Annotated in this window: 15 protein-coding genes; 9 read left to right on the top strand and 6 right to left on the bottom strand. The window is 34.4% G+C overall.

Annotated features, from left to right (window positions below):
- Positions 1-2: 2 nt before the first annotated feature.
- The 3 genes from ABVM53_RS13785 to ABVM53_RS13775 are packed head-to-tail and all read right to left on the bottom strand — an operon-like array spanning position 3 to position 4,049.
- Entirely contained in the window at positions 3-1,286 is a 1,284-nt protein-coding gene (locus ABVM53_RS13785; protein WP_405327134.1) for a glycosyltransferase family 4 protein, read from the bottom strand.
- A gap of 28 nt (positions 1,287-1,314) precedes the next feature.
- Positions 1,315-3,759: a YfhO family protein gene (locus tag ABVM53_RS13780; protein WP_405327131.1), complete on the bottom strand. Its 2,445-nt coding sequence runs from the start codon at positions 3,757-3,759 to the stop codon at positions 1,315-1,317.
- Positions 3,760-3,788: 29 nt separating this feature from the next.
- Positions 3,789-4,049: a DUF4834 family protein gene (locus ABVM53_RS13775; RefSeq protein ID WP_371456436.1), complete on the bottom strand. Its 261-nt coding sequence runs from the start codon at positions 4,047-4,049 to the stop codon at positions 3,789-3,791.
- Positions 4,050-4,224: 175 nt separating this feature from the next.
- Here ABVM53_RS13775 and ABVM53_RS13770 point away from each other — a divergent pair, with 175 nt between their 5' ends.
- Positions 4,225-5,115 (top strand): transporter, encoded by an 891-nt coding sequence (locus ABVM53_RS13770; protein WP_405327127.1) that lies wholly within the window; start codon positions 4,225-4,227, stop codon positions 5,113-5,115.
- A 37-nt stretch (positions 5,116-5,152) separates the two neighbouring features.
- A complete protein-coding gene (locus ABVM53_RS13765) occupies positions 5,153-6,271 on the top strand; it encodes a GNAT family N-acetyltransferase (protein WP_128757091.1) in 1,119 nt (372 codons plus the stop codon).
- Between the two features lie 38 nt (positions 6,272-6,309).
- Here the strand turns inward: ABVM53_RS13765 and ABVM53_RS13760 are convergent, their stop codons facing one another.
- Together ABVM53_RS13760 and ABVM53_RS13755 are read right to left on the bottom strand one after the other, a co-directional pair.
- On the bottom strand, positions 6,310-6,990 hold the full coding sequence (locus ABVM53_RS13760) for an SIMPL domain-containing protein (RefSeq protein ID WP_405327124.1): 681 nt from the start codon (positions 6,988-6,990) through the stop codon (positions 6,310-6,312).
- Positions 6,991-7,037: 47 nt separating this feature from the next.
- On the bottom strand, positions 7,038-7,688 hold the full coding sequence (locus ABVM53_RS13755; protein WP_405327121.1) for a rhomboid family intramembrane serine protease: 651 nt from the start codon (positions 7,686-7,688) through the stop codon (positions 7,038-7,040).
- Between ABVM53_RS13755 and ABVM53_RS13750 the strand changes: the two genes are divergently transcribed.
- Entirely contained in the window at positions 7,584-8,612 is a 1,029-nt protein-coding gene (locus ABVM53_RS13750) for a lysophospholipid acyltransferase family protein (RefSeq protein WP_405330872.1), read from the top strand. The genes ABVM53_RS13755 and ABVM53_RS13750 overlap by 105 nt on opposite strands.
- 58 nt (positions 8,613-8,670) lie before the next feature.
- On the opposite strand, the gene glmM is transcribed toward ABVM53_RS13750, so the two are convergent.
- On the bottom strand, positions 8,671-10,059 hold the full coding sequence (gene glmM, locus ABVM53_RS13745; RefSeq protein ID WP_405327118.1) for a phosphoglucosamine mutase: 1,389 nt from the start codon (positions 10,057-10,059) through the stop codon (positions 8,671-8,673).
- A 111-nt stretch (positions 10,060-10,170) separates the two neighbouring features.
- Here glmM and ABVM53_RS13740 point away from each other — a divergent pair, with 111 nt between their 5' ends.
- The 6 genes from ABVM53_RS13740 to ABVM53_RS13715 all read left to right on the top strand — a co-directional run bounded on the left by ABVM53_RS13740 (position 10,171) and on the right by ABVM53_RS13715 (position 16,378).
- A complete protein-coding gene (locus ABVM53_RS13740; protein ID WP_405327115.1) occupies positions 10,171-10,776 on the top strand; it encodes an ACP phosphodiesterase in 606 nt (201 codons plus the stop codon).
- A 7-nt stretch (positions 10,777-10,783) separates the two neighbouring features.
- A complete protein-coding gene (gene ggt, locus ABVM53_RS13735; protein WP_405327113.1) occupies positions 10,784-12,538 on the top strand; it encodes a gamma-glutamyltransferase in 1,755 nt (584 codons plus the stop codon).
- Between the two features lie 106 nt (positions 12,539-12,644).
- Entirely contained in the window at positions 12,645-13,244 is a 600-nt protein-coding gene (locus tag ABVM53_RS13730) for a transcriptional regulator (RefSeq protein ID WP_405327110.1), read from the top strand.
- Positions 13,238-13,990 carry a DUF3307 domain-containing protein gene (locus ABVM53_RS13725; RefSeq protein WP_405327107.1) on the top strand — a complete coding sequence of 251 codons (753 nt, stop codon included), beginning with the start codon at positions 13,238-13,240 and terminating at the stop codon, positions 13,988-13,990. Before ABVM53_RS13730 ends, ABVM53_RS13725 begins: the two co-directional genes overlap by 7 nt.
- A 52-nt stretch (positions 13,991-14,042) precedes the next feature.
- Positions 14,043-14,924: a sterol desaturase family protein gene (locus tag ABVM53_RS13720; protein WP_405327105.1), complete on the top strand. Its 882-nt coding sequence runs from the start codon at positions 14,043-14,045 to the stop codon at positions 14,922-14,924.
- A gap of 116 nt (positions 14,925-15,040) precedes the next feature.
- Positions 15,041-16,378: a rhodanese-like domain-containing protein gene (locus ABVM53_RS13715; RefSeq protein WP_405327102.1), complete on the top strand. Its 1,338-nt coding sequence runs from the start codon at positions 15,041-15,043 to the stop codon at positions 16,376-16,378.
- The last annotated feature ends 113 nt before the right edge of the window (positions 16,379-16,491 follow it).

The following is a 16,491-nucleotide window of genomic DNA, read 5'->3' as shown; positions in this document are numbered from 1 at the left end:
CTCTAAAATTGGTGAATTATTTCTGAAAGCTGTCTGGTAAGTTCTTTACGTGTAAATACAGTTAAGTCTCCGGTAGTATTTGATATTCCTGAACTTTTAAAAGCTCTATAATATTCAATAATAGTATTCTTCAATTTTTCTTTTTCAGTATATGTAAAATAGTTACCGCTTTGTGTTGTTTTGAGGATTTCTATAACATCAGATTCTCTAGGTCCTATCCCAATTATAGGTCTACCAGAGGCCATATATTCAAATAACTTTCCAGGAATGATTGCTTGTGTATCGTATGAATCAATTTCGATTAAAAGCAAGAGCTGAGCGCTATTTTGACGTTGTATAGCTTCATTATGTGTTACATAGCCGGGTAAACTTAGATTATTTTTAAGATTATAACTTTCGATATCACTTATAATAGATGCGCTTACTTTACCGGTTAATTCTATATTTAAATCTTTTATGAAATCGGGTAATTCATCACTAATCTCTTTTAAAGATTGCCATAGAATCTTTGGATTTCTATCTTCTAACAAAGAACCAATATGTGCTAGTGTGAATTTTTTATCTAGAACAGATTCACTTTTTTTATTAGCATCAAATCCATTTGTGATACACGAGATCGGTGTATTCGTAATTTTCTTAAAATCTTTCTTAGTGGTTTTACTGGTAACTAAAATATGATCTGCCGAACTTAAAACCTCTAATTCTAATTTTTTATGTTTCTCACTTGATCTTTTGGTCAGTTTTAATTTTTTGTGATAGCCTATTGTTGTCCACGGATCTCTAAAATCTGCTATCCACGGTAGGCCCGTTTTTTTTTTTAACTGCTGTCCTATTAAATGTAAACTATGCGGTGGTCCTGTAGTGATAAGTAGATCTATTCCATTAGACTTTATGTAAGGCAACAAATAATTAACCGATGGTTTTATCCACCATTTGCGAGCATCCGGAATAAATAGATTACCTCGTATAAATAAGAACAAACGCTGTAAAATACTTTGTTTTGAATTGTCCTTGATTATACCACTACTTATTTGTTGTGTTTGAGTTTTTGAAAATAAATCCGCTAGCGCATAGGGTTCATAAATCGGTTTTTTGAGAATAGTAATTCCTTCCGGTATTTCCTCAATAAGACTCGAATCTACTATCGGATAATGTGGATTTTCGGGAACATATACTATAGGTTCAATATTAAATTCTCGCAAGTATTTTACAAACTTCAACCAGCGTTGAACCCCGGGACCACCTGCAGGAGGCCAATAATAACAAATGATAAGGGCTTTCTTCACAAAACACGCTTCTTATAGTATTTATACACTAAGCTTTTTCCTCACTATTAGTTCTATTTCTAAAACTCATAAAAAGAGCACCCAAAATAATTAATAGAAGGATAATATTACTCGCAAGGCTTATAGTACCACCAGTTTCAACCACTTGAGGTTCAAACTTAAATTCGATAATATGCTTACCCTCCGGAACCATCATTGCCCTTAATATATAATCTGCTTTAAAATAAGAGGCTTTTTCACCATCTATATAAGCGTTCCATCCATCAGGATAATAAACTTCACTAAAAACAGCTAATCGCTCATTCTGTGAAGAAGATTCATATTTTAAATAATTTGGTTTGTGTTCTGTAAGTTTAATAGTTGCTGTGGTATCTTCTGTAAATAACTGCTTCTCAATTAAACTTTTATAGTTGTCTTGAATAACAGCAGTTTGTAAAGTATTAAGATTCTCTAACGCCATAATTTCGGCATTTGCATCAGGTACAAATTTTACATTCTGAATAAACCAAACATTTCCATTTGCTTGCGGATTAATCTGAACCTGCTCCGCTCCTTCTTCATCTTGAGTAATCACGTACTTAACATTTAATAAGTTCAGTGGCGCCATTTTACCTTGATACAGATAAAAATCTGCTAAATCTGCAAGTCGACCTGGTTTTGCTCCGTGATATCCACCTATTGAACTGTGAAAATAACTCGTGCGGGCACCGTTAAGGCCTATACTTTGTTCATACACTCTGTAACGGGTGGTATCCTGAAGGATTTGCATGTCTGCTGCAGACTTTTGAAATGGCTGCTCTACCATTCGGGCAGCCATAAAATTCTCGGCATTTACATATCTCCGATCTACTTGTACCAGATCAAATACTACTAGAATTGTAATAGCTACAATAACAAGATTTTCTGAAATTTTATTTTTGATATAAAACCAAATTAAATATGCAGCTAATAGTACTAAAATTAAAGTTTTGATGGTATCATTTACAAAAATCGCTTTACGGTCTGCTTTTACAGCATTCATAAATTCCATCCCAAAATTCTGAACGAAGTACGCGTCATTACCTCCGGCAAAAGAAAAAAGGCTTCCTTTAAAAATAAGTAGTATTAATGCTAGTCCGCCAGTTATTCCAGTAGACCATTTTAAAGCATTAAGACGTTCTTCAATAGGTAACGTAACTTGTAATACTTTATATAATCCGAAAATTGCTAGAACTGGCACACATAATTCTGTTATAACTTGTATAGATGTTACTGCTCTAAATTTGTTATATAAAGGGAAATAATCTATCCATAAGTTTGTAAACCAAGCTAGGTTGCTTCCGTAGCTTAATAGAAGTGATAATAAAGTACCTCCTAATAGCCACCATTTTAATCTACCTTTTACAAGAAATAAGCCTAAAACGAATAAGAATACTACAATAGCTCCCAGATATGCCGGTCCTGATACTCCAGGCTGACTTCCCCAGTAATACAATCCAAATTGACCATAAATAGATCCTATTTGTGCGGGCGGAACGCCTTGCTTAAGTAGAAAACTTGCAAACTCACTATCTGCTTTATAAGGTTCAGAATTTGAACCACCATAAAGACCAGCAATAAATAAATCTAATGTTTCAGAAATACCATAGCTATACTGATTTATATAAGCTTTATCTAGTCCGGCACTACGCTCTTTTGTAGTTCCATCAGGATTTATAGTCAATTCGCTTTTTCCTCTTGTACTAGTAGCACTATATTCTGATGTAGCCATTAAACTTGCTGCATTTGTACCTACAGCAAGAACAACTGCAAGACAAAGAATACCTACACTTTTAAAATAATGCGGAAGTTCTTTTTTACGTACGGCATCCACTAAGTATGCAATCCCTAAAATTAAAATTAGAAGCATTAAGTAGTAGGTCATCTGCACATGATTAGCAACTATCTCCAGCGCAAGAGCAAGAGCTGTAAGAATAAAACCCCATATATATTTACGCCTAAATACAAGCAATATTCCACTTAAAACCAAAGGCATATAAGCTATTGCGTGAGCTTTTGCATTATGGCCAACACCTAAAATTATTATAAGATAACTACTAAAACCAAACGCCAATGCACCCAGACCTGCATATCGCCAGTCTAGTTTAAGAACAAGCAGCAAAATATAAAAACCTATAAAATACAAAAAAAGATAATCTGCGGGGCGCGGCAAGAATCGAATACTTAAATCTAGACTCTTTATCCAGTTGTTAGGATACTTAGCTCCTAATTGATAAGTAGGCATTCCTCCAAAAGCTGCATCTGTCCAATAAGGTTCTGAGCCGGTTTGTTCCCTAAAATCCATCTGCTCCTTAGCCATACCTCTGTACTGCTGTATATCACTTTGAAACATTTTCTTACCCGAAAGAACCGGACTAAAATACAGGAGTGCAGTAACTACAAATACAAACACCACAGCAACGTGTGGTAATATTTTTTTAATCGAAAAATTCATAGATTGTAACTATAACTAAAGGGCTGAAATTACTCAATTTCTTCGTAATCGATATATTCGCCTACCTTTTTATTTGAAGATCGCTCTTTATGAGGAACATTTTCAATTACTACCTCACCTTCAGGTTTTTTCTGAGCATTTTGATTTTTAAAACCGCCTGCCATATTCTGAAAACGTTCTCCTGCTTTTTTTGCTATATAACGCATTAAGTAAGGCGCTGCTAATCTAAAAAGAATGCGCAACCCAAAAAATATAAGCAGTATTATAAGAATGGTTTGTATCAATTTCATCTCTCTGATATTTGCCGTAAAATTAACTATTCGATTTTTGTTTCCACTTAAAAAAACAATAAAACAAGCAGTGTCTGTTATCCATTGATCTTTAGGCTATCTCTTATATTTACATTATGTTTGTGAGGTTACAAAAGAAAATTTCTACTGTAAACCTCTAAAATTAGAACCCATTATGCTAAAGAGATTGATTTGTAGTAGCATTCTACTTCTAAGTCTCAGCACGTATACAGCTAACGCTCAATACACTGAAACTATAAACTCTAACAGACCAGGTCAATCTCAGGGTGCTTTTGCACCTGGAACAGGTGTATTGCAAGCAGAAATAGGAACCACTCTAGGCAGAGAATCACACAATCTTCGGTTTACAGAAACAGATAATATTGGAGTTGATTTTGCTTTAAGATATGGTGCAATTAAAGAACAACTAGAATTTATCGTAGATGGTAATTTTCTATATGAAGATATTACTCCTACGGCCGGCAATGCAGAACCCTATACACAAAGTGGATTCCCTATAATTACAGCGGGAGCAAAATATCTGGTGTATGATCCTTATAAAAATAGAGAAGACAAAATAAACTTATATAGCTACTGGGCTAATAGAAGATTTAAATGGAATACTCTAATTCCTGCAGTCTCTATTTATGCAGGTGCTAATTATGCATATGAAACAGACAATCCTTTTTTACCGGAAAGTCAACGCGGATTTACTCCTAAAGCAATATTAATTACACAGCACAACTGGGGTCGCTGGGTGTGGGTAAACAATTTTATATACGATCAATTTACTACAGATTTTCCTACTAAGGCGTGGATTACTACAATGACCCATTCATTTAATCCTAAAATTGCCGCTTTTGCAGAATTTCAGTTTATTTCTAGTGATGTGTATTCTGATGACCTTTTACGCTTTGGTGGCGCGTATTTGATAAGCAGAAATTTTCAGGTTGATATAAGTGCGCTTATTAATTTTAAAGAAACACCTGAGCGTCAGCAATTAGGACTGGGATTATCTTATAGATTAGATTTTCACAGTAAAGACGAGTTACTTTCGCAAGAATAAAAATACGGTTACCTTTACACGCTATTTAACAATTACAATGATTACGATTAAGGAAATGAAAACGAAAAAGGAATTGACACAATTTGTCAAATTCCCATTTTCGCTATATACAAAAGACAGCAACTGGGTTCCTCCATTAATTAATGATGAGCTTGAAAGTATGGATTCTGAAAAGAATCCTGTTTTTAAAAATGCTGAAGCCCATTTTTTTCTAGCCTTTAAAGATGGAAAAACAGTAGGCCGTATTGCTGCAATTATTAATCGTATAGAAATTGATGAACAAGGCAAACCTAAAATGCGTTTTGGCTGGTTTGATACTATTGATGATATAGAAGTTACTAAAGCTTTAATCGCCGAAGTTGAAAAAATAGGTATTGCAAATAATCTAAAATGGATAGAAGGTCCTGTAGGTTTTAGCAATATGGAAAAAGCCGGCTTACTTATAGAAGGCTTTGAATACCTAAATACCATGATTACATGGTATAATTACCCGTATTATAAGGAGCATTTTGAGAAACTGAATTTTGAAAAAGCTTCAGAATGGGTAGAGTTTAAAATTCAAATTCCAGAAAAATCGCCCGAAAAAGTAGAAAAATTTGCTCGTATCGTGCAGCAGCGCTACAAGCTTAAAATGATTCACTTCAAGAATACAAAAGAAATTATGCCCTACGTAGATGATATGTTTGGGCTACTAAATAAAACGTATAGCGAACTCAGTACTTTCGTTCCTATTCAGCAATATCAGATTGATCATTATAAGGAGAAATATATTAAATATATAAATCCCAATTACATTAAATGTATAGAGGATGCCAATGGTAAATTAATTTCATTTGCCATTACAATGCCTTCATTTAGTAATGCTCTTAAGAAGGCAAATGGTAGTTTGTGGCCATTTGGATTTATTCATATGCTACGCGCCAGATCAAAGAATGATACCGCAGCATTTTATTTAATTGGGATTGATCCAGAGTATCAAGGTAAAGGATTGACAGCCGTAATATTTCAGGCTATGCAAGATCTTTTTTCAGCAAATGGTATAACTGAAGTAGAAACTAACCCAGAGCTTGAAGAGAATAAAGCAATTCAGCAACTTTGGAAAAATTACGAGCACGTAATGCATAAAAAAAGAAGAACCTATAAAAGAGATTTATAGGTTCTTGATTTACTTGTGAATTATATTATGCGATTCAATTAATCTATTAATTGAAATGTGATTTGAATTTTTGAGCTTATGGTCATTTCTCCAGGTGCTAATGTGCGTTGAGAAGAATCCATAGATTCTGACATTGCCATTTTATACATTGGCTGTGGCTGAGGAGTATTTGTTCCTTGCTCTGCTATTTGTACCGCTTTTCCTATTTTCTGACCTAAAACGCCTGCATATTCCTGAGCTTTCATTTTTGCATTAGCTACCGCTTTCTTACGTGCTTCTGCTTCATAAGTATCCATTTTAGAAGATCCAAAATTAACGCCATTAATAGAATTAATTCCAGAAGCCACTAAGCCTGACATTATTTCGTCATATTTTGATAAGTCTTTCAGCTTAACTGAAATTGTCTGACTCGCATTATAATTATACACTTTTGTATTATAATCATAGTTCTTGTTAAGACTTACATACTCCGTTTGAACTTGGTTCTGCGGAATATTTTTCTTTAGAAGAAAATCCAGTACTTTATCTACAGCCTTATCATTTTCAGATTTTACGGCAGCCGCATCTTTCCCCTGAGTCTGAACTCCCAAACTAATAGTTACTTCATCGGGTACAACAATAACTTTACCTTCACCTGTTACTCCAACGGTTGGTTCTATTTGCTGCGCATGTGCTAATGTGGTCATAGCCGTAATAGCTAGAATTAAAATAGTTCTCATAATTGATAGTTTTTTTGTTCGTAATCATATAGGCAAGAGGTATGCCATTATAGCTTCCCGGTTTTGTTAAGAATAAATAAAATAATTATAGGAATAGCTAATAATCCCACCATCAATGTATTAGCCGGCAACAATATCGGAAGCATTAACAAAGTAATAACATAACCACCTACAGCTCCGCCAAAATGTGCATCGTGGCCTATATTATCATTGTTGGCCCGCATCCCATAAATTGAATACAACAAATACCCTATTCCAAAAATATAAGCTGGTATAGGAATAGGTATAAAAAACATATACAAACTCATATCTGGATTGAGCAGAATAGCAGAATATAAAATTCCAGATACTGCCCCACTAGCTCCAACAGCCGTATAATGGTATTCATCTTTATGAAAATAGTAGGATAAAAGATTACCTAAAATAAGACTACCCAAGTATATAATTATAAACTGAAAATTACCTAATAGACCTATAACTATAGGAGCAAAAAAATAGAGTGTAAGCATATTGAAAAACAAATGCGAATTGGTCACATGTAAAAAACCCGAAGACAGTATGCGTATATGCTCCCCCCTACGTACTGCACCCGTATTAAATTTGTACTTTTCAAAGAACGTGAAGTCTTTAAAGCCCTTCATAGAAATCAAAACATTCACTGCGATTACGGCAACTGTAACCAAATTCAAATCACCCATATTTTCCCTTATTTAGCCTCAAATATACCTATATTTGCGCAAAATTTACCGCTCATGCAATGGCTTATATTTTGGCTTGTTTACCCGCTTTTGTGGCTGTTATCGCGTCTACCTTTTTGGTTATTTTATAAGGTTTCTGATTTAGTTTATATACTTATCTATTACATCGTAGGTTATAGAAAGAAAACTGTTCGATTTAATCTTAAAACCGCATTTCCTGATAAATCTGAAGCCGACTTAAAACAAATAGAGAAGAAATTTTATAAGCATATGGTCGATATGTTTTTAGAAATGATCAAATCTATATCTATATCTGCCGCTGAACTTAAAAAGCGCTTTGAATTACCAGATTTGGCTATTATAGATAAGCTGGCTAAAGAACGCCGAAGCTCTATTATTGTAATGGGCCATTATGCAAGTTATGAATGGCTTACTGCACTTCAATTTTATTTTGACCATAGCGGGTACGGCATATACAAACGAATTAAGAATAAATACTTTGATAAACTAATTAGAGACATTCGGGGAAAGTGGAATTCTGAATTACTAGCTAACAAGGAAGCTACTTTCATAATTAAGAAGCAACAGCGCGCAGGTAAAATGGCTACGTATGCATTTATTGCAGATCAATCGCCAAAAAGCAGAAAAAATCAATATTGCACCTCGTTTTTAGGTCAAAATGTACCATTTTTTACAGGTATTGAACGTTTGGCAAAAGCTGAAAATATGCCTGTGCTGTATCTTGCGGTAGATAAAGTTAAACGTGGTCACTATAAAGCCGTATTTAAAGTAATCACCGAAGACCCGCAATCTCTCCCTGATTACACAATTACCGATTCTTTCATAAAAAACCTTGAGGAGCAAATATATAATGCTCCAGAATATTACTTATGGACGCACAAACGCTTTAAGCATGCGCAATAAAAAAATCTCAATCACTACACTTGTAATGATTGAGATTATAAATTTTTAATTCAGATTATTAAATAGATGCTACCTTCTTAATCTCTGCGATCATATCATCAGCAACTTTATCTGCATCAACTTGTGATGAAGCTTCTGTGTAGATACGAATAATAGGTTCTGTATTTGATTTTCTTAAATGCACCCAATGCTTTTCAAAATCTATTTTCACACCATCTATCGTATTTACATCTTCATTTTTATAAGTCTCACTTATAGTTTTTAAAATTGCATCTACATTTAATTCTGGCGTTAATTCTATCTTTTTCTTACTCATATAATAAGCAGGATAGCTTGCTCTAAGCTCACTTACTTTTATTTTCTTTTTGGCAAGATGCGTTAGAAACAATGCTACGCCTACCAAAGCATCTCGACCATAATGTGATTCTGGATAAATAATTCCACCATTACCTTCTCCACCTATTACAGCTCCTACTTCCTTCATTTTTGTAACTACATTTACTTCTCCCACTGCAGCAGCGTGATAGTTACCACCGTGCTTTTCTGTAATATCTCGCAGTGCTCTTGACGAACTTAAATTAGATACCGTATCGCCAGACTTTTCACTTAAAACATAGTCAGCGCACGCAACAAGTGTATACTCCTCACCAAACATCTCACCAGTTTCATCTATAAAAGCTAAGCGATCTACATCTGGATCAACTACAATTCCCAAATCGGCTGTTTCTTCTTTTACTAAAGCACAAATATCTCCCAGATGCTCTTTTAGAGGCTCTGGATTATGCGGAAAATGACCATTAGGATCACAATATAATTTAACCGTATGAACTCCTAATCGGTCTAAAAGTAAGGGAATTGCGATACCTCCTGTCGAGTTAACTCCATCTACCACAATTTTAAAATTGGCAGCTTTAATAGCTTCTTCATCAACTAGTTCTAAATCCAGAACCTCATCGATATGAATATCAATGTATGCGTCATTTTTATGTATTTCTCCCAGATGATCCACATCAATGTACTCGAGATCTGCAGATTCAGATAGTTTTAAAATTTCTGCACCCGCTTCTGCGTTCAAAAATTCTCCATTACTATCTAGCAACTTCAGAGCATTCCATTGTTTTGGATTATGCGAGGCAGTCAAAATAATTCCGCCGTCTGCATGTTCTAGTTTTACCGCTACTTCTACTGTAGGTGTAGTAGATAAATCAAGATCAATTACATCAATACCCATACCTACCAATGTTTGCATAACCAACTGCTGTAACATTTCTCCACTTAAGCGTGCATCTCGACCCACAACTACTCTATGAGTTTCTTTATTACGTTGATTTTTAATAAAGGTGCCATAAGCTGATGCAAATTTTACTGCATCGATAGGAGTAAGATTTTCACCCGGCTTCCCTCCTATGGTTCCGCGAATGCCAGAAATTGATTTTATAAGTGTCATATATTTTAATTCAGAATTTTAAACCTATTTAAGTAACGTTACGGGTTAAACAGTAAACAAATATAGCCATTCACATCGCTACCGTAACTTGATAATTTGTAATTTAAGCCTGTGAATTATTTAGCGCATATTTATTTATCTGGAGATGATCCCCTTATAACAATGGGTAATTTTATGGCCGATGGTATAAAAGGGAAACAATACAAAACTTATTTACCTCAGCTTCAAAAAGGTATTTTGCTTCATCGCAGTATAGATAGCTTTACAGATTCTCACCCTATTGTTAAACAAAGTACAAAACGACTTCATAAAAAGTATAGTCATTATAGCGGTGTAATTGTAGATATTCTATATGATCACTTTCTGGCAAAAAATTGGAAAAACTATTCTGAAAAACCTTTAGCAGGCTTTATTGAGCATTTTTATGATAGTCTAGATGAGCATTTTGAATTACTTACTCCCGGGATACAGCGTATGGTTCCTCATATGATTGCAGATAACTGGTTGTTGAGTTACAAAGATATTAGCGGCATAGGCACCGTATTATATAATATGAATAGACGAACTCGTAATATTAGCGGGATGGATCGTGCCGTTGAAGATTTACAGTTGCATTATCATGATTTTGAAGATGAGTTCACGCGCTTTTTTGAAGAACTGAGAGCCTTTTGTATTCAAAAAATAATAGAATTAAATACTGTTTTCAGTATAAAATAATTTCTTTATGATTAAAAAATATTCTTATAAAATTTATAAATCTCAAATCCTCTTTTTAGGATTTGTTTTAGTTATAGCCTCTATTAGTTGTAAGTCTGAAAAAATAGTTAACCGAACAATTAATCGTGGTAAAATCGCAGATAGTATTATGGTGGTGTCTGCCAGAGAGGAAGCTTCACGTATAGGTGCTGAGATTTTAAAAAATGGCGGTAACGCTTTTGACGCACTAATTGCTGTAGATATGGCTCTTAATGTAGCTTACCCTTTTGCAGGAAGTATAGGCGGTGGTGGTTTTATGGTTTATAGAAAAGCTAATGGCGAAACGGGTAGTATAGATTACAGGGAAAAAGCTCCAATGGCGGCTACCTCTACCATGTATCTGGATGCTGCCGGTAATCCCATAGATTCTTTAAGTAGACAGGGACCGCTTGCGGTAGGTGTACCCGGTGGAATCGCAGGAATGTTTGCTATACATCAAAAATTAGGTTCTATGCCTATGGAAGAAATACTTAAGCCTGTTATTGAATTAGCTGAAAACGGATTTACAATTACTGAAAATCAATTAGGTCGATTTAATGCATACGCTTCTCTATTTGAACACGTAAATGGTAAAGAAATTTTATTTTCTAAAGGATTTCGTCCTAGTGATTCTATAAAAATTAAAGCCAATACTTTATTTAAAAATTCGGCGTTAGCAGCCACTTTAAAACGAATTTCAAAAAATGGTGAATCAGAATTTTATGATGGGGAAACCGCTCAAATATTGGTTGATTTTATTCAAAAACATAATGGAATTATCACTTTAGAAGACCTTAAAAGCTATGATGCCGTTTGGCGGGATCCTATTGTTGCAAACTATAAAGATCTTAAGCTAATAGGTATGCCTCCGCCTTCTAGTGGTGGTATTGCATTAGCGCAAATATTAAAGATGATTGAGCCTTATTCTATAGCTCAGTATAAGCACAATTCATTAGAAAGTATACAGTTAATTACAGAAGCTGAACGTCGTGCGTACGCTGATCGTAGCTTTTATTTAGGAGATCCAGATTTTAATACTATCCCTGTTGACAGTCTCTTAAGCGACCGGTATAATTTAAAACGTATGGAGAGTTTTAGCTTTAATGAAGCAACACCATCTTTAGAGGTTGAACGTGGGGAATTATCGGGTTATGAATCTATGGAAACAACACATTTTTCTCTTGTAGATCAATTCGGAAATGCGGTGGCTCTCACAACTACGCTTAATGGGGCTTATGGCTCAAAGTTGTATGTAGACGAATTAGGTTTCTTTCTCAATAATGAAATGGATGACTTTAGCGCTAAACCCGGCGTACCTAATATGTTTGGACTCATAGGTGCAGAGGCTAATAAAATAGAGCCACAAAAGAGAATGCTAAGTTCGATGACTCCTACGATTGTCGAAAAAAATGGGAAATTATGGATGACAGTAGGAACTCCCGGAGGTTCTACGATTATAACTTCGGTATTGCAAACAATTTTAAATGTAAGTGATTTTAATATGGGTATGCAAGAGGCCGTAGATGCTCCCCGATTTCATCATCAATGGCTACCTGATGTTGTAACATTTGAGCCCAATGCTTTTGGTTCAGACTTATTGAAGCAGCTTGAAAATAAAGGATATATTATTCAGCAGGAAAACAGTGTGATTTTAGGTAAGGTTGACGGAGTTCTTGTACTACCAGACGGTCGCCTAGAAGGTGGTGCAGACCGTCGTGGTGACGATACAGCAGTAGGTTTTTAAACTAAATAATAACATTAAAAGTATATAATTTATATTATAACCTAAATAGTATATATTTTATATTATCATTTAATTAGTATATATTTGATCAAATTTAATTTGTTTAATGCGCGCAGTACTCACAGGAGATATTATAAATTCTCAATCTAATAATGATTGGCAACCCCTCTTGAAAAAGGTTTTGTCACATTATGGAGAAGAACCAACGCAGTGGGAACTGTATCGGGGAGATAGTTTTCAATTAGAACTTAATCCAGATTCAGCATTAGTTGCAGCAATACATATAAAAGCTGCTATAAAAACGTTTTCAACTCTCGACGTGAGAATAGCGATAGGTTTAGGAGATAAAAAACATCATGCTAAAAAAGTCACCCAAGCAAATGGTACTGCATTTGTAAATTCAGGTACTGCGTTTGATGCTATTAAAAAAAACACGCTAGTTCTAAAGTCTAATGACCTGCAATTTGATAGTATTATAAATCTAATGCTAAGTCTTGCTACTTTAACTATGGACATATGGCCACCGGTAACAGCATCCATAGTTAAAACTCAATTAGAAAATCCACAGGCTAATCAAACCGAATTAAGTTCTTTACTAGGTAAATCTCAAAGCGCTATTAGTAAAGCTCTTAATCGCGCCGGTTATTCAGAAATTAGCGGATTGCTTCAATACTACTCACAAATTGTAAAACAGCACAAATGTTAACACTTGCTATAAAGCTAATTCTCGCACACATAGTAGGTGATTTTGTATTGCAACCTACAAAATGGGTTAACCATAAAATAAAATATGGTTATAAGTCAAAATATTTGTTTGCACACATAGCAGTTCATTTGGCTGCCCTTCTCATAGTACTTCAATTTAACCTCAAGTATATAATAGGCATAATTGCTATACTAATAACTCATTATATAATAGATGCATTAAAAATAAAATTCACTACAAAGAAAAATAGCAGCAAGCTCTTTATAGCAGATCAGCTGGCACATCTGGCAGTAATTTGTAGTGTTGTATATGCTTACCATCCATTTGTAATCGATCTTGATTTCATTTATAAACCAGAACTTTTACTATTAGTTACATTAGCTTTTTTTGTTACGTATGTCACAGGAATTTTGATGCGCTTATTTCTCAAACCCTGGCAAGATGCTATTGACCCGCAAAATAAATCAAAGTCCAATACAATAAAAAACACCTCATTAGCCGGTGCAGGCAAAATAATAGGTATGCTAGAACGTCTCTTTGTGTTTGGTTTTATATTACTTAATGCGTGGTCTGCAATAGGTTTTTTAATAGCTGCAAAATCTGTTTTCAGATTTGGTGATCTCACCGAAGGAAAAAACAGACAACTTACCGAATACGTACTTATAGGGACTCTACTTAGTTTTGGTATTGCAATAGCAGCTGGCCTTCTGTATAATTATCTTACAAAAGGTATACTATATACGTAAGAAATAGACTTCATTTACGACTTATACCCAAGTAATTAAACCCTACTTCTACGTGGAAAAATATTTGAAAATAATTGAAGATTCATTTGTAGGATACTTTAATTATCTTTTAAATGAAATTACAAATCCGGGATGGACAAATTATTTATACTGGCTTATAGTTTTATCTCTACTTGTTTTTGCCTTAGAATTATTAATTCCGTGGCGCAAAAAACAACCCATTATACGCAAAGGGTTTTGGCTTGATACTTTTTACATCATATTCAATTTTTTTCTATTCTCACTAATAGGTTACAATGCCTTGTCTAATGTAGGAGTCGAACTCTTTAATGATTTTTTACGTCTATTTGGTATTCAAAATATAGTATCTATTGAAGTACAACATCTTCCTGTATGGGCTCAATTGCTTATTATGTTTATAGTTGCAGATTTTATACAATGGAATGTACACCGTATGCTACATCGAGTTCCTTGGTTATGGAAATTTCATCAGGTTCACCATAGTGTAAAAGAAATGGGTTTTGCCGCTCAATTTAGATTTCACTTTATGGAAACATTAGTCTACAAAAGTGTTCAATACATCCCATTAGCAATGATAGGATTTGGTATTGAGCAATTTTTTATTGTACATATGTTTTCTGTGTTTGTAGGGCACCTTAATCACGCAAATTTAGATTGGAGTTACGGAAAGTTTGGATATATATTTAATAATCCGCGTATGCATATATGGCATCATGCAAAGCAACTTCCTCCACAGCATAAATACGGTATGAACTTCGGACTCACATTAAGTATCTGGGATTATCTGTTTGGCACTGCCTATGTTCCCGAAAGTGGTAAAAATCTGGAAATCGGATTTAATGGGGATGAAAAATTTCCAAACGATTTTGCAAATCAGCTTACATTTCCTTTCAAAAAATCTAAAAACAATTAGCTTTCTTTTGCTTTAGGAAAGTAAAATAACTTTCTATTAGAAGTATTTGGCGCTTTGTATCAAAGGTTACATCAAATTTTAAAATCGTTCTTTATTTTTATAAAAAATAATAGATTATGATAGTTAAACAATTTGAATATAAGCCGCTTTCACATTTTTCATATGCACTATTATGTGGTAATGAAATTGCTCTAGTAGATCCAGAGCGTGATTCATCTATGTATTACAAATTTGCAGAAGAAAACAATGCAAAAATTGTTGCTGTATTTGAAACGCATCCTCACGCAGATTTTGTAAGCTCTCATTTACAAATCCACAAACAAACCGGTGCTATATTATATACTAGCAAACTGGTAGATGCAGACTATCCACATACTCCATTTGATGCAAATGACTCATTGCAAATAGGCAATGTAAATTTTAGTGCATTAAATACCCCGGGACATTCACCAGACAGCATAACGATTGTTGCTAAGTCAGAAAATAAAGTGGCTCTTTTTACAGGAGACACATTATTTATTGGAGATGTAGGGAGACCCGACCTTAGAGAAAAATCAGGAAATCAAAAGTCAAAGCGTTTAGATCTTGCTAAAGCTATGTACAATACCATACAGACGCAATTTACAGATTTTAGTGATGATGCTATTGTATATCCCGCTCACGGAGCAGGTTCTTTGTGCGGTAAAAATATGAGTTCTGAAGGTTCAAGTACCTTAGGAGAGCAACGCGAAACAAACTGGGCATTTAAGACACAATCACAAGATGCATTTGTTAATCACCTACTAGATTCTCAACCATTCATACCTCATTACTTTGGTTTTAATGTTGATTTAAATAAAGCTGGTGCTGAGAATTTGAATACTTCTATTTCCAATAAAGACGTAAAGCTTCAGGATGAAGAATTGGAAAGCAAAGAGCTAATCATAGATACACGTAACGAAGAGATATTTAAGAAAGGTCACAAATCAAATAGTATTAATATTATGGGGCTTGAGGAGGCTCATAAATTTGAAACCTTGTTAGGCTCTATTGTAAAACCCGAGGAACCCTTCAGTCTGGTTGCTACAAGTTTTAATCACGCAAAAGAATTACTCAGTCGTGTTTCGAAAATAGGTTACGAAAACCAACTTAAAAGTATTTTCACCTTAGGAGATACAACCTGGAATAAATTGGATAAAATAGATCTGCAAGATTTTAAATCGAATAAAAATGATTATACCATTGTAGATATCAGAAATCAAAGTGAAACAAATGAAGGCACTTTTTTTGAAAATGCTATTACAATTCCTCTGCATGAATTAAGAGAACGTGCTACAGAAATACCTACCGATAAACCTATTGTAGTTCACTGTGCCGGAGGATACCGTAGTGCTGCAGGAAGTAGTATTGTTGCTCGCGAATTAGATCAGGTTGCAGTTTATGATTTAGGAGAAGCAATAAACCAATTTAAATAAGGTAGAATTTCTCCTTTTAAATTTTCACAGCTTTTAAATCGTCAGCAAATTAAATCACACCTATGTAACTCGTGTTACGTAACGCAAATGCAAGTTTGACTTTATTTGCCGAC

The organism is Leeuwenhoekiella sp. LLG6367-2.1 (genome assembly GCF_045055775.1).
Lineage (GTDB): Bacteria > Bacteroidota > Bacteroidia > Flavobacteriales > Flavobacteriaceae > Leeuwenhoekiella > Leeuwenhoekiella aequorea.
This window is presented reverse-complemented; position numbering and strand designations above follow the sequence as displayed.

Bases quoted from the DNA above. Each gene is read 5' to 3' on its own strand.
- ABVM53_RS13780 (WP_405327131.1), bottom strand. From the start codon at position 3,759: ATGAATTTTTCGATTAAAAAAATATTACCACACGTTGCTGTGGTGTTT.
- ABVM53_RS13775 (WP_371456436.1), bottom strand. From the start codon at position 4,049: ATGAAATTGATACAAACCATTCTTATAATACTGCTTATATTTTTTGGG.
- ABVM53_RS13770 (WP_405327127.1), top strand. From the start codon at position 4,225: ATGCTAAAGAGATTGATTTGTAGTAGCATTCTACTTCTAAGTCTCAGC.
- ABVM53_RS13765 (WP_128757091.1), top strand. From the start codon at position 5,153: ATGATTACGATTAAGGAAATGAAAACGAAAAAGGAATTGACACAATTT.
- ABVM53_RS13760 (WP_405327124.1), bottom strand. From the start codon at position 6,990: ATGAGAACTATTTTAATTCTAGCTATTACGGCTATGACCACATTAGCA.
- ABVM53_RS13755 (WP_405327121.1), bottom strand. From the start codon at position 7,688: ATGGGTGATTTGAATTTGGTTACAGTTGCCGTAATCGCAGTGAATGTT.
- glmM (WP_405327118.1), bottom strand. From the start codon at position 10,059: ATGACACTTATAAAATCAATTTCTGGCATTCGCGGAACCATAGGAGGG.
- ggt (WP_405327113.1), top strand. From the start codon at position 10,784: ATGATTAAAAAATATTCTTATAAAATTTATAAATCTCAAATCCTCTTT.
- ABVM53_RS13730 (WP_405327110.1), top strand. From the start codon at position 12,645: ATGCGCGCAGTACTCACAGGAGATATTATAAATTCTCAATCTAATAAT.
- ABVM53_RS13725 (WP_405327107.1), top strand. From the start codon at position 13,238: ATGTTAACACTTGCTATAAAGCTAATTCTCGCACACATAGTAGGTGAT.
- ABVM53_RS13715 (WP_405327102.1), top strand. From the start codon at position 15,041: ATGATAGTTAAACAATTTGAATATAAGCCGCTTTCACATTTTTCATAT.